The sequence below is a fragment of the Bacillus sp. JJ1764 genome (genome assembly GCF_036962145.1).
In the GTDB taxonomy this organism is placed as follows: Bacteria; Bacillota; Bacilli; order Bacillales; family Cytobacillaceae; genus Neobacillus.
Genome location: NZ_JBALNY010000129.1, coordinates 26,046 through 49,481, shown reverse-complemented (window position 1 = coordinate 49,481; position 23,436 = coordinate 26,046). Strand labels below are relative to the sequence as shown.

28 protein-coding genes and 1 pseudogene are annotated in these 23,436 nt (G+C 38.5%); 8 read left to right on the top strand and 21 right to left on the bottom strand.

Going from position 1 to position 23,436, the window contains the following annotated elements:
* Complete coding sequence (gene spoIIP / locus V7083_RS17660; protein ID WP_335480324.1) at window positions 1-1,200, bottom strand: stage II sporulation protein P; 1,200 nt, start codon at window positions 1,198-1,200, stop codon at window positions 1-3.
* A gap of 117 nt (window positions 1,201-1,317) precedes the next feature.
* Window positions 1,318-2,436 carry a GPR endopeptidase gene (gpr, locus tag V7083_RS17655; RefSeq protein ID WP_335480322.1) on the bottom strand — a complete coding sequence of 373 codons (1,119 nt, stop codon included), beginning with the start codon at window positions 2,434-2,436 and terminating at the stop codon, window positions 1,318-1,320.
* 209 nt (window positions 2,437-2,645) lie between these two features.
* Between gpr and rpsT the strand changes: the two genes are divergently transcribed.
* Window positions 2,646-2,906 carry a 30S ribosomal protein S20 gene (gene rpsT, locus V7083_RS17650; RefSeq protein ID WP_335480320.1) on the top strand — a complete coding sequence of 87 codons (261 nt, stop codon included), beginning with the start codon at window positions 2,646-2,648 and terminating at the stop codon, window positions 2,904-2,906.
* An 80-nt stretch (window positions 2,907-2,986) separates the two neighbouring features.
* Here rpsT and holA read toward each other — a convergent pair whose 3' ends face one another.
* Window positions 2,987-4,003 carry a DNA polymerase III subunit delta gene (gene holA / locus V7083_RS17645; RefSeq protein WP_335480318.1) on the bottom strand — a complete coding sequence of 339 codons (1,017 nt, stop codon included), beginning with the start codon at window positions 4,001-4,003 and terminating at the stop codon, window positions 2,987-2,989.
* Between the two features lie 321 nt (window positions 4,004-4,324).
* Between holA and V7083_RS17640 the strand changes: the two genes are divergently transcribed.
* Complete coding sequence (locus V7083_RS17640; protein WP_335480316.1) at window positions 4,325-4,456, top strand: YqzM family protein; 132 nt, start codon at window positions 4,325-4,327, stop codon at window positions 4,454-4,456.
* 73 nt (window positions 4,457-4,529) lie between these two features.
* Here the strand turns inward: V7083_RS17640 and V7083_RS17635 are convergent, their stop codons facing one another.
* From V7083_RS17635 to V7083_RS17625, 3 genes and pseudogenes are all read right to left on the bottom strand, one after another.
* A complete protein-coding gene (locus V7083_RS17635) occupies window positions 4,530-6,857 on the bottom strand; it encodes a DNA internalization-related competence protein ComEC/Rec2 (protein WP_335480314.1) in 2,328 nt (775 codons plus the stop codon).
* A gap of 72 nt (window positions 6,858-6,929) precedes the next feature.
* Window positions 6,930-7,376: pseudogene (locus V7083_RS17630) on the bottom strand (ComE operon protein 2); the annotation flags it as partial.
* Window positions 7,377-7,448: 72 nt separating this feature from the next.
* Window positions 7,449-8,090 (bottom strand): helix-hairpin-helix domain-containing protein, encoded by a 642-nt coding sequence (locus V7083_RS17625; RefSeq protein WP_335480310.1) that lies wholly within the window; start codon window positions 8,088-8,090, stop codon window positions 7,449-7,451.
* Between the two features lie 87 nt (window positions 8,091-8,177).
* Here V7083_RS17625 and comER point away from each other — a divergent pair, with 87 nt between their 5' ends.
* Window positions 8,178-9,002, top strand: a complete 825-nt coding sequence (gene comER / locus V7083_RS17620) for a late competence protein ComER (RefSeq protein WP_335480308.1) — start codon at window positions 8,178-8,180, stop codon at window positions 9,000-9,002.
* Between the two features lie 69 nt (window positions 9,003-9,071).
* Here comER and V7083_RS17615 read toward each other — a convergent pair whose 3' ends face one another.
* The 8 genes from V7083_RS17615 to V7083_RS17580 form a co-directional block, all read right to left on the bottom strand.
* On the bottom strand, window positions 9,072-9,818 hold the full coding sequence (locus V7083_RS17615) for a class I SAM-dependent DNA methyltransferase (RefSeq protein WP_335480306.1): 747 nt from the start codon (window positions 9,816-9,818) through the stop codon (window positions 9,072-9,074).
* Window positions 9,815-10,171 carry a ribosome silencing factor gene (gene rsfS, locus V7083_RS17610; RefSeq protein ID WP_335480304.1) on the bottom strand — a complete coding sequence of 119 codons (357 nt, stop codon included), beginning with the start codon at window positions 10,169-10,171 and terminating at the stop codon, window positions 9,815-9,817. Before rsfS ends, V7083_RS17615 begins: the two co-directional genes overlap by 4 nt.
* A gap of 89 nt (window positions 10,172-10,260) precedes the next feature.
* Entirely contained in the window at window positions 10,261-10,827 is a 567-nt protein-coding gene (yqeK, locus tag V7083_RS17605; RefSeq protein WP_335480302.1) for a bis(5'-nucleosyl)-tetraphosphatase (symmetrical) YqeK, read from the bottom strand.
* Window positions 10,817-11,386, bottom strand: a complete 570-nt coding sequence (locus tag V7083_RS17600) for a nicotinate-nucleotide adenylyltransferase (RefSeq protein ID WP_335480300.1) — start codon at window positions 11,384-11,386, stop codon at window positions 10,817-10,819. The genes yqeK and V7083_RS17600 overlap by 11 nt, the downstream gene beginning before the upstream one ends.
* 17 nt (window positions 11,387-11,403) lie before the next feature.
* Entirely contained in the window at window positions 11,404-11,694 is a 291-nt protein-coding gene (yhbY, locus tag V7083_RS17595; RefSeq protein ID WP_335480298.1) for a ribosome assembly RNA-binding protein YhbY, read from the bottom strand.
* On the bottom strand, window positions 11,688-12,527 hold the full coding sequence (aroE, locus tag V7083_RS17590) for a shikimate dehydrogenase (protein WP_335480296.1): 840 nt from the start codon (window positions 12,525-12,527) through the stop codon (window positions 11,688-11,690). The genes yhbY and aroE overlap by 7 nt, the downstream gene beginning before the upstream one ends.
* Before the next feature lie 20 nt (window positions 12,528-12,547).
* Entirely contained in the window at window positions 12,548-13,630 is a 1,083-nt protein-coding gene (gene yqeH, locus V7083_RS17585; RefSeq protein ID WP_438823740.1) for a ribosome biogenesis GTPase YqeH, read from the bottom strand.
* 27 nt (window positions 13,631-13,657) lie between these two features.
* Entirely contained in the window at window positions 13,658-14,173 is a 516-nt protein-coding gene (locus tag V7083_RS17580; protein WP_335480292.1) for a YqeG family HAD IIIA-type phosphatase, read from the bottom strand.
* A 365-nt stretch (window positions 14,174-14,538) separates the two neighbouring features.
* Here V7083_RS17580 and V7083_RS17575 point away from each other — a divergent pair, with 365 nt between their 5' ends.
* Window positions 14,539-14,679 (top strand): sporulation histidine kinase inhibitor Sda, encoded by a 141-nt coding sequence (locus V7083_RS17575; RefSeq protein WP_335480290.1) that lies wholly within the window; start codon window positions 14,539-14,541, stop codon window positions 14,677-14,679.
* 66 nt (window positions 14,680-14,745) lie between these two features.
* Here the strand turns inward: V7083_RS17575 and V7083_RS17570 are convergent, their stop codons facing one another.
* Complete coding sequence (locus V7083_RS17570) at window positions 14,746-15,531, bottom strand: phosphatidylserine decarboxylase (RefSeq protein WP_335480288.1); 786 nt, start codon at window positions 15,529-15,531, stop codon at window positions 14,746-14,748.
* 117 nt (window positions 15,532-15,648) lie between these two features.
* On the opposite strand from V7083_RS17570, the gene pssA reads away from it, so the two are divergent.
* Together pssA and sigK are read left to right on the top strand one after the other, a co-directional pair.
* Complete coding sequence (pssA, locus tag V7083_RS17565; protein ID WP_335480286.1) at window positions 15,649-16,188, top strand: CDP-diacylglycerol--serine O-phosphatidyltransferase; 540 nt, start codon at window positions 15,649-15,651, stop codon at window positions 16,186-16,188.
* Window positions 16,189-16,590: 402 nt separating this feature from the next.
* Window positions 16,591-17,307, top strand: coding sequence for an RNA polymerase sporulation sigma factor SigK (gene sigK / locus V7083_RS17560; RefSeq protein ID WP_335480284.1), 717 nt, complete (start codon window positions 16,591-16,593; stop codon window positions 17,305-17,307).
* 5 nt (window positions 17,308-17,312) lie between these two features.
* On the opposite strand, the gene V7083_RS17555 is transcribed toward sigK, so the two are convergent.
* A complete protein-coding gene (locus tag V7083_RS17555; protein ID WP_335480282.1) occupies window positions 17,313-18,290 on the bottom strand; it encodes a F510_1955 family glycosylhydrolase in 978 nt (325 codons plus the stop codon).
* A 181-nt stretch (window positions 18,291-18,471) separates the two neighbouring features.
* Here V7083_RS17555 and V7083_RS17550 point away from each other — a divergent pair, with 181 nt between their 5' ends.
* Together V7083_RS17550 and V7083_RS17545 are read left to right on the top strand one after the other, a co-directional pair.
* Window positions 18,472-18,618, top strand: a complete 147-nt coding sequence (locus V7083_RS17550) for a hypothetical protein (protein WP_335480280.1) — start codon at window positions 18,472-18,474, stop codon at window positions 18,616-18,618.
* 110 nt (window positions 18,619-18,728) lie between these two features.
* A complete protein-coding gene (locus tag V7083_RS17545; protein ID WP_335480277.1) occupies window positions 18,729-20,528 on the top strand; it encodes a M3 family oligoendopeptidase in 1,800 nt (599 codons plus the stop codon).
* A 452-nt stretch (window positions 20,529-20,980) separates the two neighbouring features.
* Here V7083_RS17545 and V7083_RS17540 read toward each other — a convergent pair whose 3' ends face one another.
* The 5 genes from V7083_RS17540 to V7083_RS17520 form a co-directional block, all read right to left on the bottom strand.
* Window positions 20,981-21,124 (bottom strand): YrzI family small protein, encoded by a 144-nt coding sequence (locus tag V7083_RS17540; RefSeq protein ID WP_335480274.1) that lies wholly within the window; start codon window positions 21,122-21,124, stop codon window positions 20,981-20,983.
* Window positions 21,125-21,156: 32 nt separating this feature from the next.
* Entirely contained in the window at window positions 21,157-21,297 is a 141-nt protein-coding gene (locus tag V7083_RS17535; RefSeq protein WP_335480272.1) for a YrzI family small protein, read from the bottom strand.
* A 35-nt stretch (window positions 21,298-21,332) separates the two neighbouring features.
* The gene (locus tag V7083_RS17530) at window positions 21,333-21,473 is read right to left on the bottom strand and encodes a YrzI family small protein (protein WP_335480269.1); all 141 of its coding nucleotides are present in this window, start codon (window positions 21,471-21,473) and stop codon (window positions 21,333-21,335) included.
* A 433-nt stretch (window positions 21,474-21,906) separates the two neighbouring features.
* Window positions 21,907-22,167, bottom strand: coding sequence for a YrhC family protein (locus V7083_RS17525; RefSeq protein ID WP_335480266.1), 261 nt, complete (start codon window positions 22,165-22,167; stop codon window positions 21,907-21,909).
* A gap of 132 nt (window positions 22,168-22,299) precedes the next feature.
* Window positions 22,300-23,436 (bottom strand): bifunctional cystathionine gamma-lyase/homocysteine desulfhydrase, encoded by a 1,137-nt coding sequence (locus tag V7083_RS17520; protein WP_335480263.1) that lies wholly within the window; start codon window positions 23,434-23,436, stop codon window positions 22,300-22,302.

Sequence of the window (23,436 nt, the reverse complement as noted above, 5' to 3'; positions counted from 1 at the left end):
CTATTGTTTATCCGTTGGCTGATTGCTGTGCTGATTGACCTTCTCCGCCTGCCAGAAATATTCACTAAACACATCGGCAAGTGCATCTGCGGAGCGATTTAATTCATCAAAGTTGTTATCTACACCGCCAAATTCGATCAGGATGGCATTGTCAGAAAGGTTTTGGTTGTATATGCTATTTGATCCAGGTTCATTTTTAATAATAATCCCTCTGCTAAGGCCTTTATATTTTTTCTCTAACAGGTTATGGAGTTCGGTAGCAAATTTAGCATTCTTTTCATAGTTTGGATTTTTTCCGCCAATTATAAACGCTAGTTTTGCATATGATTTGCCATTAATTGAAACGGTTGTTTTGTCCTTACGCTGAGAATCCCGATGTATATCGATAAAATAGTGCAAATCGCGGTTTGAAGCCATTGCCGCTTGTACAACGGTTCTAGATTCGTCATAAGATCGCCAGAATTTCCATCCCTTTTTATTTAAATTAGCATTTATATCTGTTTTGTCTACAAACGTTCCAATTCCTCTAATTTCAAGACTTGATTTTAAGTGTTCACCGACCTTTGTCACATTGATTTGTGAATGGTAGGCATTATCTGAATCAGTAACGCCTTTCAGATATGGTAAATAGGATTCGCGGTTGTGCGTAAAATAAAGATAAACCACTTTTCGATTTCCTGTTGTTTGTCCCGGTGGTGAGGAAGAATTTCCATTTGATGGTTCTTCAATCGAATCTACATTTTGTAAAGCCGCTTCCTGTTCTGCTTTCATGATTTCAACCGGTGGAGATGACTCAATCGGCATATTTGTATAATTCGTTCCTTCCCCCGCTACAAGAATTTTTCCATCAAATTGAAAAAAGCCTGGTAGTTCTCTGCCGAGAAGACTGCGCGGATCATCCAAATTTATATTACTAGACAGTTTAAATACTAAGTTAGTAAGGGTAGGTACTTCAAAATTATGCTTCACTGTTAAAAATTGATGGTTTTCCCAGCCCATTAATTGATAGAGAAGTTCCCCGTTTATATTGGTGGCTGCCTGATTGACTGAGGACGATGATAGTCTGTATTGAGGTTTCAGCGAGGTTAAGATGCCGCTGATAGAGAAAATAAATGCCATAAACAATAGTAGGGATGCTGCAACTTTAAGTACGCTGGTTCCTTTAAGTAATATAAAGGTACCAGTTGATTTGTCTCTCATGGTTCCACCTCTCAATTTTGTTTCTAGTAATTCATATGAAATTACTAGAATAGGTAGAACCACATATTTTGATTTTTTAAGAGGGAATCATGTCGAAACCCTGATCCCCCCCATTTTTTACCTTGTATAAAAACCTGTGTTGTCTTGATCGACGGAACTGTGAAAGGATGCATTTAAGCCGTTGGCGATTAGATTGGCCATATCTTCGATAAATACATCGACTTCTTTGGGGGTTACCATCAGATTATGCCCCAGCGGTGACAATACCTCCTGAATCAATTTTCTTTTTTCATCATCAGGGAGTGTGCCAACGATTCCAAGAAAGGTTTTGCGGTGTTTTTCTTCTGGTAAGTCCTCATCGGTAAGCTTACGGCGTTCTCCGAAAGTCATACCAGCCGGTGCTAGAGCTCTTGACGGACGATTTCCTTCACGCATTTCTTTTCCGAAATGCTTTAGAATAAAATCAATTGTGTCACTAGTAATGGATACAGCATCTACGACGGTCGGAACACCGATAGCAAAAACTGGAACCCCTAGCGTTTCCTTACTTAATTCCTTGCGTTTATTTCCTACTCCTGAACCTGGATGGATCCCGGTATCAGAGATCTGAATGGTAGAATTTACCCGTTCAATAGAACGTGATGCCAGTGCATCGATCGCGACGACGAAGTCCGGCTTTGTTTTTTCCACGACTCCGAAAATGATATCACTTGTTTCAATTCCTGTTAGTCCCATGACACCAGGTGCTAGGGCACTGACAGGCCGGTATCCTTCCTCTACATTTTCCGGCTGGAGTTGAAAAAGGTGACGAGTGACCAAAAGATTTTCACATACCATTGGGCCAAGTGCATCTGGAGTCACATTCCAATTTCCTAACCCCACGACAAGACATGAATCTGTCTTTTTAATTCCTGAGCCTTCAATAAAGCGAGCAAATTCCTTGGCGAATATTTCTTGAACCTTTTGTTGAACCTCCGTGTTCTGTTCTCGGATCCCCTGGACTTCAAGCGTTAAGTAACGTCCTGCCTTTTTGCCAAGCGTCTCTTCACCTTGCTTCGTAACTTCCACCAATGATATATTTATGTCATCTACATTTTTTTCTTTGATGATGACACCTTCTATTTGCGAAAGATTTTCTTCTTGTTCTACTGATTGCTGTGCGAGCACCATTTCTCTTGCTTCTATCGCTAAATCTGTTCTAACCGAGTATTTGCTTAAATCAATGGATCCGCCCAATATATTCACTCCTATCAAAATTCTCTCTCTTAAATAGAAACTATTTCCTATTTTTCCCCCTTTCCAGTAAAACATGCAGATGAATATCCTTAATTCTGTATTGCAATATAGCTTGTCGTTTGATAAAATATCTCTTGTTGCAATTAAAATGTAATTGGAATGTTAAGTCGAGTTCATATAGTCTCGATTCTTTGTAGGAGGTGAAAGTAATGCCTAACATTAAATCTGCTATTAAGCGTGTTAAAACTAGCGAAGCTCGTAATGCACAAAATACAATGGCTAAATCAGCAATGCGTACTTCTGTAAAGAAAGTAGAAGCTGCTGTTACAGTAAACGACACTGCTGCTGCTAAAGAAGCTTTAGTAACTGCTGCAAGTAATTTGGACAAAGCTGCTGCAAAAGGTCTTATCCACAAGAACGCTGCTGCGCGCAAAAAGTCCCGTCTAATGAAGAAGATTAACGCTCTTTAATTAAAAAATGTTTCAGCATGGATGGTTGAACATTAATAAAAAAACGATTCCCATCAGGAATCGTTTTTTATTTTATTCTGTTATGATTTTAGTTTAAATAACAGCATTTCAATTAACAATGATTTGTTCATTCCACCTGTTTTCATTTGATAATCGGCTTCAGCAAGCCCATCTATTAGCTTGGTTAATTCTTCATCTGTAAATCCTGAAGCCTGTCCGAGAGCAAGCTTTACCCGAAACGGATGGGTTTTCAAATAGCCTGCTATTTGCTGCTGACCATATCCTCTTCTAGAGAGCTCCTTTACTTGATAAATTAACCTGAACTGGCTTGATAGTAGAGCAAGAATTTTGATCGGCTCTTCGTTTTGTTTTAGTAAATCGAAATAAATTCTTAGTGCCTCGTCAAGCTTTCTCTGCACGACTTTTTCAACCAATGTGAAGATATTTTGCTCCAAAGATCTTGCCACCAATTTTTCCACTAAATTCACATTTATAACTTTTGTGTCTGCTGCGTAAAGAGAAAGCTTTTCGATTTCGCTTGATAACATAAACATATTTGTTCCAGCAAGTGCCAGCAATTGTTCAATTGCCTCATGATCTATCTCAATTCCGTAAATTTTAGCCCTACTGCCAATCCAGTTCTTTAATTCATGTTCATTCATTTTTTTCGCTTCAATGATCTCTGCATTTCTTTTCAGCTCTTTTGTTATTTTCTTACGTTCATCGAGCTTTTCATAAGGAGCAGAAATCACTAAAACAGTGTATGGAGCTGGTTCCTTTATATATGCTTCCAGTCTCGAGAGATTATGGTCAACCTTTTCTCTTGTTTTTTCCGCCGTTAAAAATACAGGATTTTGTAAAAAAATAACCTTTTTTTTCCCTAGGAAAGGAAATGTTTCGGCATCCTCAACAGCAATCTCAACGGGAGTTTCCTCCAAGTCATAGACTGAAAAATTAAAGTCTCTTTCCTCTTCCGTTAAAATCTTCCCTAACAATAATTGTTTTGTTTCATTTATTAAAAAGGATTCAGTCCCATATAATAAATAAATGGGAGCTATCTCCCCCTGCTTGATTTTCCGCCAACTTTCTAATACCATAATCCAGCGCTCCCCTAAATTTCACTATATACTATCGTAATGAAGCTTGGACTATTTGACAAGTGGAAAATCCAGAAGGACAATCCCCCAGCAACATGTAAAAGGGAATTGGCATCTTCGTGGATTACCAATTCCCGATCTATAATGAACGCCCATCATATTAGCCCCAGGATCTAATATTCAGGCGGAGTCAACTTTGTAAGCTTATTGTAGCCGTTTGTTCGTCAAACTATTTTGACAACACTTGTCAGAACAGGAAAAGCATCTGGATTTTTTCTGATTTATCGCTTATACTAAATGGTGAAATAGGAGGGGTGGACTGTGAACGAATTCGAAAAAAATCCGCAAAACAAGCGTAATGATGCGATTGATTCTGGGGTAGGATTTGGTGTTTCATTCGGTTTTTTTGCCACAATGTTTATTATTGCTACAGTCATTAAACTCATCGGTTAATGAGTGGTTACATATGAGAAAAGGAAGAGGCTGCTAAGAGTGCAGTCTCTTTTTTACTTGCTGATGCTTTATACTATGGAAGGAAGGGTAAAAAGGTTCCTTTTTCTTGATAAAACCGATAGGCTATAGCCCCTTGTTGATCTGTGCGAAAAATCTTAGTATTCCTTTTGTTTAATCGATCCAGCACCTCTTGGTTAGGATGTCCAAAACGGTTTCTCTCTCCGACTGAGATGAAGGCCACTTTCGGTTTTACTCTATCAATAAAAGTACCACTGCTGGATGTTTTACTGCCATGATGCCCCACTTTAAGAACATCTATTGTTAACTTTGGATACTTTGTGATGATACGTTCTTCTCCTTCTTGATCCAAGTCACCTCCAAAAAACCAACTTAGACCACCTATTTTTGCTAAAATGGCTATTGAACCTCTGTTTCGTTCACCAGTAAACTTCTGTTCAGGTGAAAGAACATAGTATTGAGTACCTTTCTTATTCCAATGCATTCCTTCATATACTTTCACCACCGGAATATTTTTCTCGGCAGCGAGTCTCATTACATTAATTTCTGATTCTGATGGCTCTGATACATCAGGAAGCAGGATTTCCTTTACCTTGATTTCCTCCAAAACTGCAAATGCTCCACCCATATGATCCATATCCCCATGTGACAAAATTAATTTATCAATTGTAGTAATTCCTTGTCCTTTTAAATACGGTACAACAACATCCCTGCCTACCTCAAATGGCTTTGTTCGCTTCCGCCATGCTTCTTCATTAAATTGAATGGTTCCTCCAGTATCGATTAAATAAGTACCCTGCCGATGAGGCAACTGAATAAGGATGCTGTCCCCTTGTCCAACATCGATCATTGTCACCTGCCCTACTGGTTGTATCCAATTCCAGAAATATTGAAAGGAGAGTAGGGTAATTGATAAAGTAAAAAGAAATAATATTCTCTTTCGAATTTTGCTACATTCCCATATATAAAAAATAAGGAGGATCGTGAAGAAATAACAGAACAAAAGGATGGGATTAGGTCTTCCGGGGATAACGGATGTAAACGAGAAATTTGCCAAATGACTAATGAATTTATTTGACATATTGATTAAATTCGAAAATATGTGAATCAGAAGATCTGGAGGTTTTCCGAAAAGAATTTGTACAAAAAATAAGAAATAAAGACCCGGAAGATAAAGAAAGGAGAATAACGGGATATACAACAAATTTGCCGCAATGCCCATAAACGAAATTTCAAAATAATGGTAAAGTAAAAACGGAAGTGCTGCGAGTTGAGCAATAATCGATGTAACAATCATTTGAGCAAGATAATTCTGATATGCTCTTAGGAGGTACTGCGAGGATAAAATGATGCTAAAACTGACGGAGAAAGAAAGCTGGAAACCAACATCAAAGATTATATATGGGTCGACAAAGATGTAAATAAGAAAAGCAATGCTGATGGCATCAATCGCTAAAAATTTTAGCCTAATTTTCCATTTTGTTGCCGCAAGTACAAGAAATATCATTAATACTGCGCGAATTACTGAGGGAGATCCACCTGTTATAATGACGTAAACCGGCAACAAAAATAATAAAAAATGCACCATGAACTCCCTTGTTAACCCTATCCGGATCCCCAAATAAAAAAACATACCAACCAATAAGGAAACATGCAAACCTGATATCGCCAACAGATGGACAATTCCCGTTTTTTGATAATCACTCTGTAATTCCGCGCCAAACAGACTTCTGTCTCCAAAAATTAATGCAGCTGACAATGAGGCCACCTCAGGAGGTAAACTTGTCTCAAGGAATCGTATCCCCTCATAACGAAGTTCTTTGATTTTCTTCACAGGGTCAGTCCCAACCACAGTACAATGTGAAAATGGATTTTTGGGGCTCTCGACAATCCAAAACACCCCTTTTGAAGCCAAGTACCCTCGATAATTAAAGCCATTTGGATTTTTAACGATCCGAGGCTTACTAATAGTGCCTGACACAGAACAGATTCCTCTATAGAATGAGGAGGATTTTAAAGTGTGTTTTTCTGTTTCCGAATTGATTTGGTAGCGAATGAGGATTTTTTCATTGTAGCGTTGTTCTTCTGCTTGGATTTGCAGAAGGTCACCGTCAATTTTAGGGTCTTGGATAAATTGGACAAGGAATGATGTGGTGGATTCCGGAATATGAGTTTGATTTTTTGCTGTTGCATATTCTCCAGTTATAGAAAAAATCACTGCAACTAATAAGATGAGGAGGAGCTGTGGCTTATTAAATTGTTTCCATTTCAATAGCCATAACCAATAGAGCAGAAAGCAGAGAAAAAAGGGGCAGAATTGTACGAGTGTACTTAGCAACCCTAATAATGCAGAAATAGCTAAATACAGATATTTTCCATTCATGATTTTTCTCCAAATCATTAATTTGACGCCGGCCTCTATAAACCGGCGTTTATGGTTTTATTGCATTACTTTTCTAAAATCAATCACAGGGTTGGACAATTCTACTTTTTCAACCTTTACATTTGCTTGTTCAAATAACTCAACAGCATATGGGTGATTTTTGTAATCAGTAGCATAATAAACCGTTTTAATACCCGCTTGGATAAGCGACTTACAGCATTGAAGACACGGAAAATGGGTAACATAAATTTCTGCACCATCAGTTGGAACACCAAATTTTGCACATTGCAGTAAGGCGTTCATTTCAGCGTGAATCGTCCGTACGCAATGATGATCAATTACATAACAACCTTTATCAATACAATGATCTCCTCCTGCAATCGACCCATTATACCCTCCTGCAATAATCCGCTTATCCCTGACAATGGTTGCACCGACAGTTAAACGGGTACAAGTACTTCTTAAGGCTAGCAAATGACTTTGCGCCATGAAATATTGATCCCAAGAAATACGATTCACATTCTCCACTCCCTGCAAAAATCTTGTTTGTTTAAGTGTAATAGCGCTTGTCCATTTGGTCAATAATTGAATTTATCGAACTACAATTAGATCTTTTAATTTTTCAAATGTTTTATCGCCAATTCCACTAATATTTTTTAAATCTTCGACTGCTTTATATGGTCCATTAGATTCACGGTATTCAATAATGGCAGCTGCTTTTGCCGGTCCGATTCCGGGAAGATTTTGCAGTTCTGTCTCGGTCGCTTTATTTAGATTTATTTTTGCTTGATTTTGCCCAGAAGTGCCAACCGCGTTTGTCCCGGATGTTGAACCAGGTGCAAAATCACCCTCTTCTCCCTTTTGAGGAATATAAATGACCATTTCATCCTCAACATGCTCAGCAAAATTCACTTGGCTTTCATCAGCCGTTTCGGTGATCCCGCCTGCTCGGGTAATAATATCAATGACCCTCTCCCCAATATTTGCCCGATATACTCCTGGCTCTTTAATCTGCCCCTTTATATCGACCATCATCACTTTATCTTCTACGCTTTGTTTCTCGCTTTGCTTATCATCTAATTGATGCTGATTCTTTTCCTCCAAAATAAGGTCTTGGGTGGATATGGACTGAGTTTGACTTTCATGTTGATAATAAAGATAAGAACCGCCCCCTAATACAAAAAATAAAGCCATAACTGCATAAAGTTTATGCTCAATTAGCCAGTTCTTCATGGATGAACCATCCTTTCAAAGTCATATTTTATGAATCGATTTCATAAGGTTATAAAAGAAACACGGAAACGAAGGAGGGTCGTATTAATGGATATTGGTATTATCGGCACCGGTAATATGGGGAGGATATTAGTAGAGGCTTTTTTGGACAGTGAGGCCGTATCCCCTTCTTCTATGATCATAGCAAACAGGACGAGAGCCAAAGCAATCTTGCTTAGAGATAAATATAAAAATATCAGTGTTGGGGCGAATGCAGTTGAAGTTGCAGCACAATCCGATTTAATTTTTATTTGTGTAAAGCCGTTGGAGGTATTTAAAGTAATTGATGAAATAAACCCGCATCTAACAGAGGACAAATGTTTGATTTCTATTACAAGTCCAATCAGTACCAATCAAATTGAGAGTAAGGTATCCTGCTCCGTTGTCCGGATTATCCCAAGCATTACAAACCGTGCTCTTTCAGGCGTATCATTGGTAACGTACGGTGACCTTTGCAGCGATTATTGGAGGATAGAAGTTGAAAAATTAATGATGAAAATATCAGAGCCGGTTCCCATTAACGAGAACATCACCAGAGTTGCATCCGATATTGTAAGCTGTGGGCCTGCTTTTTTTAGTTATCTACTTCAAGCTTTTATAAATGCCGCAGTGAAAGAAACAGAGATCGAGGAGAAAGTGGCAAGATTACTAGCAAGTGAAATGATTATCGGACTTGGGGAATTAATCAAACAAGAGCATTATACCTTGCAATCGTTGCAAGAAAAGGTCTGTGTAAAAGGCGGGATTACCGGAGAAGGTATTAAGGTATTGGAAAACGAGTTAGGTGAGGTGTTTGAACATTTATTTCAAGCAACTCATGGAAAGTTTAAAGAGGAGTTAGAAAAGGTGGAAATCGTATTCTCTAAACTATAATTCGTGAACATCATGTAAATTCCTGCTTTTCTATTCAAATTAAGCCATCTTTTTCAAAAAAAGATGGCTTTAATTTTTCATGGCAACAAAAAAGACACGCTCCGAATTATTTTGCGGTGGTTGTTCTTCAAAATCTGCATTGATTTCAAGAAGTTTAAAACCGGACTCAGCCAACCAAGAGGAATAATGCTCTACAGGATAGGTTCGTTGGAAATGGAGTTCGTCATAACGATCATATTTACCGCTTTTTTCATCTAAAACAAAAAAGCTGAGCTCATGTTCCACACTATTCGAGCCTTCACCCGGGAAACTATTCCAAATATAGGAAATTTCATCTTCATTTATAGCAAAAGTTTGATTAACAAACACTTCTGAAACTTTATAGATGGAATGGACATCAAAAATCAATAGGCCACCATCATTTAATGCTCGGTGTGCATGGTCTAAGGTGGATTTAATCTCCTCTTCCGTTTCAAGGTAGTTTAAAGAATCACAAAAAATACCAATGATGTCAGTGTTCCCAACACCCTCTAAAGCCGCCATATTTTGCTGATAAAAAGGGATTTGCAGACCAGCTTCTGCCGCTTTCATTTGTGCAACAGCGAGCATATCTTCGGATAAATCAATTCCGGTTACTTGGAAGCCTTCTTTTGCAAAACGAACGGAAAGTTCTCCGGTTCCGCAGGCTAAATCCAGCATCCGGTTTCCTTTGATTCCGTATTTTAACATTTTGCTTTTTACATACTGTACCCAATCATCATAGGGTGCATCCCTCATTAATTCATCATACAAATAGGCAAAATGTTCGTAGCTCATGAATTCAACTCACTGAGAATATCCATTTTTGGAGCGTCGCCCCATAAACGTTCCAAATTGTAGTAGCTTCTTTCATCACGATGGAATACATGTGCTACAACATCCCCAAGATCAATGAGGACCCATCTTGCTTCATCAAAGCCTTCCATTCTTTTGACATCATATCCCTTTTCCATTGCTTTTTCTCTGATTTCTCGTGCAATCGCCTGTACTTGTTTATCCGAATTTCCGTGACAAATAACAAAGTAATCAGCAATTAAAGAGATCCCTTTCATATCAAGAGCGATAATCTCTTCCGCTCTCTTATCATCTGCCGCTTTTACAGTAAGTTTCAATAATTGTTGATTATCCATTTAATCAATCCTTCCATTTTTGAAGTAACTCTTTTAAACGTGGCTGTTAATTAGCACTCCCATCAACAGATGAAAATTCACATCATTCCTTAACCAATTGACCCTTTAACTAAATCGTTATAAGTAAAAAACGTTTCCGGATAGACCGTTTGATTTTTTTTCATTAAGAAAAAAATCGTGTTTTGGACTGCCTTTATTAAGGCTTGGTCTAGATTATTTTGGGCCATTTCCCTCACTTCATCAACACCTGGAAAATGCCGGCCGGGTTCAATATAGTCCGCCAAATATACAATCTTTTCGAGTAAGGTCATTCCCGGTCTACCCGAGGTATGATATCGAATAGCATCAAGTATTTCACGATCCGTAAGCCCGGCTTCTATTTTTGTAAGATAAGCTCCTACAGGGGCATGCCACAGCTCAGCATTATATTCAAGTAAATCCTGCGGATATCCTTGTGACACTATAATCTCTCTCATTTCCTCTTTTGGGCGGAATTTCGCGTAATCATGAAAAATGGCTGCCAGTTCTGCTTTTTTTACATCGGCACCATATTGGTTGGCAAGGCTAATTGCCGTTTCCATTACCCCCAATGTATGTTGATACCGGTGCTCCGTTAATTGAACTTTTACAAGTTTTAAGGCTTCTTCACGTTCCATATAACTGTTTCTCCTCAATATATTGAATAACCGCATCAGGTAACAGATAACGAACCGTTTTCCCATTTTCAAGCCGTTCTCTGATCATGCTTGAAGATACATCCATTGCTGGCACATCAACGTATAGAACGGGATAGTCTGAATGGTGATTATACGCTGGTCGTTTTACGCCAACGAATTGAACCAACTTTACCAAATCCTCTACTTTATACCATTTCGGGAGGTACTCAATCATGTCAGCACCTATAATAAAGAAAAACTGGTAGTCCGGATATTTAGTGGAAAGCAAACTCATTGTATCAAAAGTATAGGACGGACCTTCCCTCTCAAGTTCAATCGATTGAATCTTGAAATCTGGATGAGTTTGCGTGGCCAGCTCAAGCATCTTCAAGCGGTGTTCATTACTAACAAAACCCGATTTTTTTTTATGTGGAGGCTCCTGGTTTGGCATGAACCAGATTTCATCAAGATGGAGTGAGCCCAAAACTTCATTGGCAATCAATAAATGTCCATTGTGTGGTGGGTCAAACGTTCCACCTAAAATTCCAATCTTCCTCATGCCAGACCTCCAAATCATTACGGCAGAATAATTTGTTTATGTTCTACTGACTCCCTATATAACACAATCGTATTCCCAATAATTTGCACTAATTCAGCATTTGAACCATCGGCCAATTGCTCCGCAACTACTGTCTTATCCTCATCACAGTTCTGCAACACACTCACTTTTAACAGCTCTCTTGCTTCAAGTGCATCAGTAATTTGTTTCACCATATTTTCATTTACTCCACCTTTTCCCACTTGAAAAATTGGATCCAGATGGTGAGCCTTTGAACGTAAAAATCTTTTTTGTTTACCTGTTAACATGTACTGCCTCCTAGTTGTTTTAACACCATATTTCTCATTCTTTTTACATCAGGAAAGATGCCAGTCCATTTTTCAAATGCTAAAGCACCCTGATATACGAACATTTCAATCCCATTTTGTATACGTGCTCCCTTATGCTCCGCTTCTTGTAAAAACTTCGTCTGCAGTGGATTATAAATGATATCACAAACCAATGCTTGATGTTTAATCACAGAAAGATCGAGTGGGCACTCCATCGTTTTAGGCGCCATACCAATCATGGTTGTTTGGACAATTAAGTCGTATTTCTCCATGTTTTTTCCAGCATCTTCGAGGGAGAGAGCAATGGATGATGATTGATAAGGACAATCATCAATTAGGCTTTCTGCCTTGCTTACTGTCCTATTGGCAATATCAATCTCGACAGCACGTTCCTTGGCGAGGGTAAAATAGATCGCTCTTGCGGCCCCTCCGGCACCTATCACAAGAATGTTTTTTCCTTCAATAGAAGGAAGCTCATTCATTAACCCTTGTAAAAATCCCGGCCCGTCGGTATTATAGCCTATCAATTTGCCATCCTCATTAACCACTGTGTTAACTGCCCCAATATCGGCTGCTAATTCGTCAACACCGTCTAGGAAAGGAATAATACCGCTTTTATGTGGAACCGTCACGTTAAATCCGCCAATACCAATTGCTTTTAGCCCTCTTACAGCATCCTCAAGCTGTTCAGCTTTAACTAGGAATGGCATATAATGGGCATCGATTTGATAGTAGGAAAATAAATCATTATGCATAACCGGTGACATGGAATGTCCAATTGGATCTCCTATAACGGCATATAATTTTTTCACTTTTCTCCTCACCTAACTTTTTATATAAGCGATTTGCGGATTAGCGCTTGAACACCTTTCGGAACAAACGCATTCACTTTCACTCCGGGTTCATTAACAGTCACCCAGCCAAGCCCGGAAAATACAACATCTGTTTTGGCTTCCTTTATAGTAAATTCATGTTTTACTAACTCGGGAAATGTTTTTAAATGTTCCTTCCCTGGAGGAGTCAGCATTTCCCCAACATGCTTTTCATAAAGTTCATCTGCATTTTCAGTTTTGGTTCGGTGAATGTTCAAGTCATTAGAAACATAACAAACAAATGAGTTCCTTCCGCCGCTAACAAAGTCAAAACGTGCCAACCCGCCAAAAAATAGGGTTTGTCCTTCATTTAATTGAAACACCTTTGGTTTAATTTCCTTTTTAGGCGTAATCAATTTCAATTCATTTTTATCAACAAAGTGTGCCATTTGATGATGATTAATGATTCCCGGTGTATCAGTGAGAGCTTTTCCATCATCAAGTGGGATTTTTATAATATCCAGTGTTGTTCCCGGAAAATGCGAGGTGGTTATCACATCTCCTTCCCCGGTGACTTCTTTGATAATACGGTTAATAAATGTTGATTTCCCGACATTGGTGCATCCTACGATATAAACGTCTTTACCATCTCTGTGTTCGTCAATCGCTGCTGCTGTTTCTTGAATCGACCACCCTTTTCCGGCACTTACCAGAAATACTCCTTCAGGTCTTAACCCAAGTTCTTTTGCTTCCTGCTTCATCCAATTAACCAATTTATGATGTTTTACAGACTTCGGTAGCAAATCCACTTTGTTACCGACAAGCAGGACTTTATTTTTACCAACAAAGCGATGTAATCCTGGCAGCCAACTTCCATTAAAATCAAAGATATCAACAATCATAACAATTAAGGCATCTTGACTGCCAATTTCATTCAAAATCTTTAAAAAATCATCGTCTGTCAAATTTACGTCCTGAACTTCATTATAATGCTTTAATCGAAAGCATCTTTGGCAAATAATTGCTTCTTTCTCCAAGGCAGATGCCGGTGCGTAGCCCAGTTGTTCAGGGTCTTCGGACTGAACTTTTACACCGCAGCCCATACATACATATTGATGTTCACTCAAACTTTAATCCTCCCATTGCAGCATCCCTTTTTTGCGGAACCAATTTAAGATGCGCCGTTCCACAAAACGGTTAAATTTGGTAGCCAAGCCATCTGTTTGTGCGACTGGTACCACTAAAATTGTATGAAAACCGCCACGATTTCCTCCAAGCACATCTGTTAGCAACTGATCACCAATGACCACTGCTTCGTCTTTGTTTAGCTCCATTTGTGACAATGCCTTATTAAAGGCTGGAATCATTGGCTTTTTTGCTCTAAAAATAAATGGAATTTGAAGGGGATCAGCGAATGCCTTAACTCTTTCTTCATTATTATTAGAAACAATCGTAATCAGTATATTATTTTTTTTCATTTCCTCAAACCATTCAATTAAACGGGGCGTTGCGCTTGGTCGATCCCATTCCACAAGAGTATTATCTAAATCGGTGATAATACCTTTTACCCCGCGCGCCTTTAATTGATCAGGTTTTATCTCAAAAATGTTCTTAACATGTTCATTAGGCAAGAATTGTTTTAACACTGAGTCAGCACCTCATTAACTTCGAAATCATTCATGTACCATCATAACTAATTTTTATCATTGATTCAAAAGAAAAGGGAAATATGGCTTTTTTTTATTGTAGAAAAAAATATTTTTCGACAAAACCCAACCTTTTCAGCAATTGTGGATAAAGTTATTAACATTATACCCAAGGAATCAAGTACCTTTTCATTCTTTATAAACAATGTACTCACAAGTTATCCACTTGTTCTTGTGGATATATAAGGTCATTGTCCTTCAGGAATAAATTTGGTAGATTTAGGGTACACCAACTGAACATACCATTTTATGTCAGAACTATTAATCACAGAACTATTTTTATTCAAATCGGAGGTGGATCTGACATGCGTAAACTGTCAGATGAATTATTGATTGAATCTTATTTTAAAGCCAGGGAACTAAAGTTGTGTCCTGAATTTATTCATCTTATTGAATCGGAAATTCGCCGCCGTTCCTTATCCATTAATATCAAAAAGTCTTCCTAATCATATTATTGCCCAAGATGGGCTTTTCTTTTTGTTAAAAAGAAATCGGCGCTGCCCATGCGCCGTTTAACTTTTTCTTAGGATTCCTAATCTTTCTCCTACTTTGATTTCCGTCGGGGTATTAATTTGTGAATCGAGCTCAAATGAATCTTTCTCAAATAGTAGAACGACTGTGGAACCAAAACTAAAATAAGCCATTTCCTTCCCTTTTTCCAATTCAGACCCTTCATGAGTTGTTTCAATTGAGTTCACGAACATCGCCCCGACCTTTACAATGGTAACATGCCCAAATGAAGTTTTTACCTCAGTAATAACTCGATAATTTTTAGCGAGTGTTCGAATCCCATATTTTAAGCCCCACTTATTGACGGGGTATGACTTTTTCCCCAAAGTCCATTGATTTATAACCGTACCATCCACCGGGCTATGGATACGATGGTAATGACTTGGACTTAAATATAAAATCATATATGTACCATTCAAATATTTCTGTAATACCTCTCGATCTCCTAGCATCTCATCAATGGAGTAGATTTTCCCCTTTACAAGTATATCACTTGTTTCTGTTATCGGTCCGACGTCTTCAATAACCGCATCGACTGGACTGACGACGGAATTAGCATCCGAATCAATATTTCTCGCATCGCTTTTTAATTTTCGAATAAACAGATCATGCAGTGTCGGAAATTCATGTAATGGTTGAAGCATTTCAGTCTGATTAATATGGTAAGCTCTAGCGAAAATTGGCACCATAAATCGACTCACTGATGAACGGGAAAACTTTTTTAAAATAACAGATGTCCATTTCCCATTTGTCAGTTCAATTAACAGTCGGTAAAAAGGTTGTAACATTAGATGACCCCCAAATAGTGTAAAAATACTCTTTACGAATAGACATAAAACCCTTAAAATTAAATATTATAAAATAAAATGAGATTTCCTTCCAGTTTGAAAGGAGTGGTGTGGAGAATGTTTTTGCTTGATGTGCTTGATCAGACTATAAAGAAGTTAAAGTCGCAAACAGCCAATGTCATTACTTTGGCCAATTTAGCATTAGGTGGTTTTGCGATTATCTTTGGACTTCATGGCAATTTACGATTAAGTTTACTCCTTATTTTTGTTGCAGCATTAGCTGATCGTTTTGATGGAATGATTGCCCGTAAATTTAATATTGAATCAGAACTAGGGAAACAATTAGACTCCATGAGTGATATTATATCATTCGGGGTTGCACCTGCACTATTACTATATCAAGGTATTTTACATGAATTTGGCGGACCGGGTTCATTTTTCACTGTTTTCTATATTGGCTGCGGTGCCTTTAGACTGGCACGATTTAATATTACAGAAAGCAATGGGTACTTTACCGGCTTACCGATTACTGCTGCAGGAGTCATCGCGACATTGAGCTTTTTGACGATCCCCTATGCTCCACCCGAGTTATTTTTATTTATTATGATCATATTATCCTTCCTTATGGTCAGTACCTTTAAACTAAAAAAAGTGTGATCTTACATCTTACAAGACTTGCTTAAGCCTCAGGGCGGGCAAGTCTTTTCACTTTGAAGGTATAAAAGGTCTGGCTTTGAGAATTGTCTAGCTCCAGCGCCCTAGCGGCTAGTGTCCTTCGCTCTCCGCCCTACGATAAGTCAACATCGAATCACCTCCAGCTCTTCGTGTTTCCTTTATCTCAGTGGAGAGACTCCACAAGGAATGCTTCGGGAGCATTGCATCGCACTAAGGAAAAGCGTTAGCTTTTTCAAGGAGGCCATACACCGCTGACCAGGGCGCTTCCGCTTTTCTAATATCTTAGCACTAATTTGAAATAAAAATTTCTGGACAGACACAATTTCCTGTTTTCTTCATAGGAATTAGTAATAGGCTAAAGTCCAATAACGGGGGTGGATATGGATGTCTGGAATCTTGACAGCTCTTGGATATTTAGTAAAGGAATTTTTATTTCTGGTATCCTATGTAAAAAACAATGCTTTCCCGCAACCCCTATCCGCTGCAGATGAAAGGAAATACCTGCGCTTAATGGCAGAGGGGGATTCACATGCACGCAATTTGTTAATTGAGCATAATCTAAGACTTGTCGCGCATATTGTCAAAAAGTTTGAAAATACCGGCGAGGATTCCGAGGATTTAATCTCAATTGGAACCATTGGGTTGATCAAGGCGATTGAAAGTTACTCAGAAGGAAAAGGAACCAAACTAGCCACATATGCCGCTCGGTGTATTGAAAACGAAATACTTATGCATTTACGAGCTCTTAAAAAAACAAAAAAGGATGTTTCCTTGCATGATCCCATCGGGCAAGATAAAGAGGGAAATGAGATATCTTTGATTGATGTATTAAAATCAGAATCAGAAGATGTCATTGACACGATCCAGTTAAATATGGAATTGGAGAAAATCAGAAAATACATTGAGGTGCTCGATGATCGGGAAAAAGAGGTCATTGTTGGGCGATTTGGGCTGGATTTGCAAAAAGAAAAAACACAGCGTGAAATTGCCAAAGAACTCGGAATCTCTCGAAGCTATGTATCACGAATAGAAAAACGGGCATTAATGAAAATGTTTCACGAATTTTATCGAGCTGAAAAGGAACGGAAAAAGAAGAATTGAGCCGATTATTTCGGCTCTTCTTTTTTACCACCTTTTATTAACATTTCCCAATTAATTCCGCCGTCATTTGACGCATAAAGATCATTTTTATAAGTAGTAAATGCGATTTGATTATGGTTTTGGGGATTAACTGCTAAATAGGTAATCGGATTTTCATAATCTAGGGATGGAAAGTTTAATTCAGCTTGTTTGCCAGTTGCGGGATTCATCAACTTCAGCATAATTTTGTTATTTTCCACGCTTGAAAAAAGAATAGTATCACCTGTAAAGGTTAGGGCTGTGACCATATTTGGATCGGTTATTAATTTCATTGTATGGCCGTTATCGGTCGAATAATAGATTCCTGACCGTGTAGCCATAGCTATTACATTCGCTTTTTCAGGATGAACCGCAAGCATCCCCATTGAATCAGCACTAAAGCCATTTAACTCACATTGGTTCCACGTTTTCCCCTTATCTAGCGAATAATTAACCCCGGGACGTAAACCATTATCCGACTGGTCACTGATGACATAAATCCCGTTACCTTCGTAGCTCGCAGCCATAAATACAAAATTAATTTTTCCATAGAGAGCTAATTTTTCTAACGATTGTCCCTGGTTTTTACTTTCAATTATACCAAGCGGGTCCTTCAAATCAGTCCCCTTTTGTGGCTGCCCACTGGCTATGAATCCGTCCTTAATAGCCTGAAATCCAAAATATCTATGATTGTTTACCGTGGTTTCTAACCAACTGTGATCTTTATACATTTTTAGCCCTTTATTGGTAGCTACATAAAGTGCGCTGTCATTGCCCGGATAGCCAATCCCATAAAAACGGCTAATATTAAAGGATTGCGCATTTGCAATGGCGAATTTTCCTTGTACATCTACTGTCTTTTTCCCGGTGTTTTTAGGTGTTGACTCCGTATTTGAACAGCCTACGGCCAAAATAACCAGTAGAGTAATAAATATGAACATAACTTTTCTTTGGGCCTTCAACATGATTTCCCCCTGGAATTACATATTAAACTTAAAATATGGTGATTGCGATCGTTTCCATCCACTTATACCGTAGAATCCTTTCGATTGTCAAATGATAAAGTTTATATGCTCCGCAATAGCCTAATACGTTAGGTTGATGATGACATAGAATAATAATAATATGAGAAAGGAGGATTTATACATGCCTTATGGTTATGCGTACGGTTATCCTGCTCCTTACTCTGCATATCCCGGCAGAAACGGCGGTGTATGGTTTGCAGTTCTAATCGTTTTATTTATCCTTTTACTTATTTTTGGCGCCTGGTGGTGGTATACCAGCTTTTATTAAAAAGACGTAAGCTTGTGCACTCTGCATAAGCTATTTTTGTGGCTCTAAAAATAGATATTTCGAAAGAGGAAACATATAATGAAATGGTAAAGATTAAAGGGGGTACATACATGACAACTAATACCTATTCAGAGGTGTGGAATCTGGACGTATTTTTTCCTGGGGGAAGCCGTTCGGCTGAATTTCAAGAACATTTACGGCAAACAGAAGAGTTGATTAAGAAATTCGAAGCAAACGTCAACAGCTGGCGACCGGCCAATTCGCTTGAAGACGTCAACTATTTACAGAAATTGATCACTGATATAGAGAATTCTGCCCAGAAATTGGAACAAGCTCGATCCTTTATTGACTGTTTACTTGCCCAAAATACAGGGGATAAACAAGCTTATTCTCTTGATTCAAAAATAACTAGCCTTAATGCTAGCTTCCAAGCCGCGCTGGGTTCACTGGATATTTTGCTGACTTCAATTGATGAAGAGGTTTGGCACAAAATCGTCGATACAGAAGCTTTAAACGAGCTTGCGTTTGTGTTAACGGAAAGTCGAGAACAAGCGAAAGAAAAGCTCTCTAAAGAAGAAGAGGCTTTAATCAACGCCTTGGAAGTGGATGGGTACCATAGCTGGGGACAGTTGTATGACCTCATTGTCAGCCAAATTAAAGTAGCGGTTAAAGAAGACGGGGACAAGAAATTATTATCAGTCGGTCAAGCCCATAACAAGTTTTCCTCCACCGACCGCCGAGTGCGTGCAACGGTTTTTAAAAATTGGGAAGAGGCATGGGGAGATCAAGCTGAATTCTTAGCAAAAACCTTAAACCATCTTTCAGGATTTCGGTTAAGCGTATACGAAAAAAGAGGCTGGGAAGATGTCTTAAAGGAACCACTCAGCATAAACCGCATGGAAAAGAAAACACTTGAAACAATGTGGACCGTTATTACTGAAAACAAGCAGAAGCTCGTTCAATACCTTGAGAGAAAAGCTAAACTATTAGGAATTGAAAAACTCAGCTGGTTTGATTTGGAGGCGCCGTATGGCAATAATGATTCAAAGGTCTCCTATCAAGAAGGTGCTGACTTCATTGAGCGGAATTTCGCTCATTTCGGTGATAAAATGGCTGCATTCGCGAAACAAGCCTTTGAAGAGCAATGGATTGAAGCAGAAGACCGCCCTGGAAAAGCACCCGGTGGTTTTTGTACGTATTTACCTGAAAGCAAACAATCTCGCATATTCATGACTTATTCCGGCACCCCGTCAAATGTATCGACATTAGCGCACGAACTTGGTCATGGCTTTCATTCCTATGCGATGAGAGAGCTGCCTTACCTTAATTGTAATTATGCAATGAATGTCGCTGAAACGGCCTCAACATTTGCCGAAATGATTGTAGCCGATGCTTCCGTAAAAAATGCCAAGAACGAAGAAGAAAAATTAGCCCTGTTGGATGATAAAATTCAACGTACAGTTGCACTGTTAATGAATATCCATGCACGATTTATTTTTGAAACACGTTTTTATGAGGAAAGAAAGCATGGAACGGTTTCCACTGATCGATTAAATGAAATCATGCTTGGGGCCCAAAAAGAAGCATATTGTCATGCCTTGGAAGAATACCATCCGTTATTCTGGGCATCTAAATTGCACTTTTTTATAACAGACGTTCCGTTTTATAACTTCCCATATACCTTTGGATATTTATTCTCACTAGGAATTTACGCGCAGGCATTAGAAGAGGGGAAAGGCTATGAAGAAAAGTACATTGCCCTCTTGAAGGATACTGGGTCTATGACAGTGGAAAGTCTCGCAAAGAAGCATCTTCAGGTTGATTTAACGGAAAAGGATTTCTGGGAGAAAGCTGTTCACATTTGTATAGAGGATATTAATGAATTCCTACATTTGACTGAAAATAAATAAAACACCAAAAAGCATCGGCCATTTGTACGACCGATGCTTTTTCTTATTCTTCCGCACTTAATTCCGCTGTAATAACTAAACCAATCGCCCCAGTAATTACTAATGCCATTACCATTAATAACATGTTCTCCACCCCTTTTGAAGATGCTGGATTATTTACTTTTAATTTATCATATTTTCACAGTATCAATCTTAGGGATATATGAACAATTTGTTAACGAAACATGGTAACTCTTTGCAATAAATTCATTTAGGATATTATATTATTTCTTTTTCAAACTTTTGAAAATAAGTGACAATAATAAACAATGCAACGGCATTCTTTTACCTCCTACGTTCGTATTTCCGCTAGGTGGTATCTTTCATACCCCAAATGCTGTCTCCTCGGCCTTTTAATTTATAAAACATAAGTAAAACCACCTTTCTTTTCTCAATTAAAAATCATTTTGTTATTACATATAACGGTAGAGTGTTGAATATTGACGATCTTTGTTTTCTTCATATAGCTTTTCTACCATCTCTTGGTGCAAAGCCTCTTCAAGGCTTTTTTGCCGTCTTGCGATCGTAATGGTTAAAAACAAAATATTTAGGGTCATGTTGTCTCACTTCCTTTTTATTCCCCTTAAAATTAGATAAATGGACGAACAGTCATTTGACGATCCTTATGTTCTTCATAAAGCTTATCGACCATTTCCAGACGAATGGCTTCGTTTAGGTCAACAGTTCGTTTTTTAATGGTAATTCTGAAAAATAAAATATTTAGTGTCATGATTATTCACTTCCTCTTTTTAGTCACCTTTAAGATTAGACAAATTGACGCATAGTCATTTGACGATCCTTGTGTTCTTCATAAAGCTTTTCAACCATTTCTTGATGAATGGCATCATCCAGGTTAACTGCTTGTTTTTTAATGGTAATACTGAAAAATAAAATATTCAGAGTCATGGGTTCCCACCTCCTAAAAGATTGTTGTTGTCTCACAACAATTTCTAATTTATGCCAACCATATCCTGATTGCTCTTAAAAAGGGCACAAAAAGGCCGCAAGAAGTCACTTCCTTGCGGCCGGTCTTTTTTAGGCACAAAAATACCGCAAGGCGTCATTCTCCCTGCGGCATGGATATGTATAAGCACTTAATAAAAATTAAGCAATCCATTCCAATCTGGTCGAATGCATGATATTCACATATAAAGTTGTAGCACTTGCGTATGGGTTAGTATTCAATAACATCATCTTCTTCGACCTCCTTTTGGAATTTTTTACTTACTACGGCAATTATATCCACTCATACAGTATTTGTAAACCACTTTATGGAATTTCTTTTAAATTAGATTAAAAGCCCACAAAAAAAGCGCTCCCTATGAAAAAAGGAGAACGCTTATTTTTTCGATAAATAATCTTGGCCTTCTTCTGATTTTAGTAGTTTTAAGTAGCTCTGCTTGGAAAGTGTGAAAAATAAAATGGACGCCGCCATAAAAGACGTTGAACCAATCATCAACACATCCCTGTCCATTTCCGTCTTAGCATCAGATGGTATAATCAATCCAAAATAAAAGAAGATCCCGAATACTAACAGTACTATGCCGAATCGTTTAAAATCCACCATACGTTCATAAAGTGACTTCACCTTTTGTTTCATCCTCATCACCTGCTTCTCTTAAACTACAACCCTACTGTACCACAGAACTGTTTATCATTCTTTATGTAAATATTAGTAAAAAGGTGACAGGCACCAAGTGAAAAAATCACATGGTGCCTGTCACCTTTACTGCTATAATCCAAGTGCTTCCGTTAGGTCTTCTATCAGGTCTTCAACATCTTCAATTCCAACTGAGATACGGACAAGGCCGTCAGTAATTCCGAGTTCTGCTCTCCGTTCTACCGGAATAGATGCATGAGTCATTCTGGCAGGAACAGAGATAAGGCTCTCAACTGCTCCAAGACTTTCAGCCAAAGTAAAGTATTTAACTTTGCTAAGGAGTTGGTCAGCGTTTTCTCCGCTGCCAACGTCGAAAGAAATCATTCCGCCAAAGCCGCGTGCCTGTTTTTTAGCTATATCATGTCCCGGGTGTGTTTCCAGCCCAGGATAATAGACCTTTTTCACTTTTGGATGATGTTGCAAAAATTCAACAATTGCTTTTGTATTAGCTTCTGTTTCTTCCATACGAACACCCAAAGTTTTGATTCCTCTAATTAGCAGCCAGGAATCCTGAGGACCCAACACACCACCGGTGGAATTCTGTACAAAATGCAAATCTTTAGCCAACTGGTCACTATTTACGACAACCAAGCCTGCAACCACGTCACTGTGACCGCCAATATATTTGGTTGCACTGTGCAACACAATGTCTGTGCCCAGCTCTAACGGATTTTGCCAATATGGGGTTGAAAATGTATTATCAACAATTGTTAATAATCCATGCTCTTTTGCCAATTTAGATGCTGCTGCAATATCAGTTACTTTTAATAGGGGATTCGTTGGTGTTTCTATATAAATAGCTTTCGTATTTGGCCTAATTGCCTGTTTAATATTTTCCAAATCGCTTGTATCCACGAACGTTGATTCAATGCCCATTCGGTTTAGTACCTTGGTTACAACGCGGAAGGTTCCTCCATAGACATCATCTGTTAAGACAACATGATCCCCGCTATTAAACAGCATAATAACCGCTGTTATAGCTGCCATCCCTGAACCGAAGGCAAACCCTGCTGTTCCGCCTTCAATGTCTTTAATGAGCTCTTCTAGCGCATGTCTCGTTGGGTTTCCGGTTCTGGAATATTCAAAGCCTCTATGCCCTCCGACTCCTTCCTGCCTATACGTACTAACTTGATATATAGGAAAGGAAACTGCACCTGTTGCTGGGTCCTCGCTGATACCACCATGGATTAATCTTGTTTTTCGTTTCAA

What these genes read in the sequence shown, in the direction of transcription:
- V7083_RS17555 (WP_335480282.1), bottom strand. Translation starts at nt 18,290, where the DNA reads ATGTTGAAGGCCCAAAGAAAAGTTATGTTCATATTTATTACTCTACTG.
- V7083_RS17575 (WP_335480290.1), top strand. Translation starts at nt 14,539, where the DNA reads ATGCGTAAACTGTCAGATGAATTATTGATTGAATCTTATTTTAAAGCC.
- V7083_RS17525 (WP_335480266.1), bottom strand. Translation starts at nt 22,167, where the DNA reads ATGAAACAAAAGGTGAAGTCACTTTATGAACGTATGGTGGATTTTAAA.
- pssA (WP_335480286.1), top strand. Translation starts at nt 15,649, where the DNA reads ATGTTTTTGCTTGATGTGCTTGATCAGACTATAAAGAAGTTAAAGTCG.
- sigK (WP_335480284.1), top strand. Translation starts at nt 16,591, where the DNA reads ATGTCTGGAATCTTGACAGCTCTTGGATATTTAGTAAAGGAATTTTTA.
- V7083_RS17540 (WP_335480274.1), bottom strand. Translation starts at nt 21,124, where the DNA reads ATGACCCTAAATATTTTGTTTTTAACCATTACGATCGCAAGACGGCAA.
- V7083_RS17625 (WP_335480310.1), bottom strand. Translation starts at nt 8,090, where the DNA reads ATGAAGAACTGGCTAATTGAGCATAAACTTTATGCAGTTATGGCTTTA.
- yqeK (WP_335480302.1), bottom strand. Translation starts at nt 10,827, where the DNA reads ATGGAACGTGAAGAAGCCTTAAAACTTGTAAAAGTTCAATTAACGGAG.
- rsfS (WP_335480304.1), bottom strand. Translation starts at nt 10,171, where the DNA reads ATGGATAATCAACAATTATTGAAACTTACTGTAAAAGCGGCAGATGAT.
- V7083_RS17535 (WP_335480272.1), bottom strand. Translation starts at nt 21,297, where the DNA reads ATGACACTAAATATTTTATTTTTCAGAATTACCATTAAAAAACGAACT.
- V7083_RS17570 (WP_335480288.1), bottom strand. Translation starts at nt 15,531, where the DNA reads ATGTTACAACCTTTTTACCGACTGTTAATTGAACTGACAAATGGGAAA.
- comER (WP_335480308.1), top strand. Translation starts at nt 8,178, where the DNA reads ATGGATATTGGTATTATCGGCACCGGTAATATGGGGAGGATATTAGTA.
- V7083_RS17545 (WP_335480277.1), top strand. Translation starts at nt 18,729, where the DNA reads ATGACAACTAATACCTATTCAGAGGTGTGGAATCTGGACGTATTTTTT.
- yhbY (WP_335480298.1), bottom strand. Translation starts at nt 11,694, where the DNA reads ATGTTAACAGGTAAACAAAAAAGATTTTTACGTTCAAAGGCTCACCAT.
- V7083_RS17635 (WP_335480314.1), bottom strand. Translation starts at nt 6,857, where the DNA reads ATGAATGGAAAATATCTGTATTTAGCTATTTCTGCATTATTAGGGTTG.
- V7083_RS17600 (WP_335480300.1), bottom strand. Translation starts at nt 11,386, where the DNA reads ATGAGGAAGATTGGAATTTTAGGTGGAACGTTTGACCCACCACACAAT.
- V7083_RS17550 (WP_335480280.1), top strand. Translation starts at nt 18,472, where the DNA reads ATGCCTTATGGTTATGCGTACGGTTATCCTGCTCCTTACTCTGCATAT.
- holA (WP_335480318.1), bottom strand. Translation starts at nt 4,003, where the DNA reads ATGGTATTAGAAAGTTGGCGGAAAATCAAGCAGGGGGAGATAGCTCCC.
- V7083_RS17530 (WP_335480269.1), bottom strand. Translation starts at nt 21,473, where the DNA reads ATGACTCTGAATATTTTATTTTTCAGTATTACCATTAAAAAACAAGCA.
- V7083_RS17615 (WP_335480306.1), bottom strand. Translation starts at nt 9,818, where the DNA reads ATGAGCTACGAACATTTTGCCTATTTGTATGATGAATTAATGAGGGAT.
- spoIIP (WP_335480324.1), bottom strand. Translation starts at nt 1,200, where the DNA reads ATGAGAGACAAATCAACTGGTACCTTTATATTACTTAAAGGAACCAGC.
- rpsT (WP_335480320.1), top strand. Translation starts at nt 2,646, where the DNA reads ATGCCTAACATTAAATCTGCTATTAAGCGTGTTAAAACTAGCGAAGCT.
- yqeH (WP_438823740.1), bottom strand. Translation starts at nt 13,630, where the DNA reads ATGGGCTGCGGTGTAAAAGTTCAGTCCGAAGACCCTGAACAACTGGGC.